This window comes from Streptomyces otsuchiensis (assembly GCF_004305975.1).
Lineage (GTDB): Bacteria > Actinomycetota > Actinomycetes > Streptomycetales > Streptomycetaceae > Streptomyces > Streptomyces otsuchiensis.
In genome coordinates this window covers 1-600 of the sequence record NZ_BHZI01000586.1, presented here as the reverse complement: position 1 = coordinate 600, position 600 = coordinate 1, and the positions used below count along the sequence as shown (strand labels likewise).

Sequence of the window (600 nt, the reverse complement as noted above, 5' to 3'; positions counted from 1 at the left end):
CCCCACCCCCGCCCGCCACGCCTGCGTCAGCCAGGCGAGCCCCAGCGGCACCACGATGAACGTCACGAACGCCTCGACGAACGGCCCCGCCTCCACCACCTCCGCCAGCCCCGAACCCAGGAACAGCCACAGGAACACCGGCAGCAGCGCCATCTGCGCCACCAGCAGCAGCGGTGTCGCCGCCAGCAGCCTGCGGTCACTGCCGCCCGCCAGCCGGCAGAACGCGATCACGTAGTCCACACACGGGCACAGCAGCACCAGCAGCACACCCAGACGCACCGCGCGGTCCTCCGGCAGGAACGGGAACATCGCCAGCACCACCAGCGGCACCACCGCGAAGTTCACGACCAGCGCGGCCCCCAGAAAACGGCCCGCGCGCAACGACCGCACCAGGTCGGCCGCCGGTACCTGGAGGAACGTCACGTACAACAGCCCCACCAGCACCGGGCCGATACCCGGCTCGACCGCCCCACCCGAGGACGGCGCCGCCGGAGGGGTCGGGTGCGTGTGGCGGGCGGGCTGACGGAGACGCTGGAGCGGCACCAGGTGGCGGTGTACGCGGCCGCCATCGGGGTGGGCGCGTACACCGCCACCTGGTGC

The 600-nt window shown here is 73.0% G+C and carries 1 pseudogene; it reads right to left on the bottom strand.

The window, feature by feature from the left end:
- A pseudogene (locus E0D90_RS25965) lies at nt 1-489 on the bottom strand (bile acid:sodium symporter); the annotation flags it as partial.
- Nucleotides 490-600: the final 111 nt, after the last annotated feature.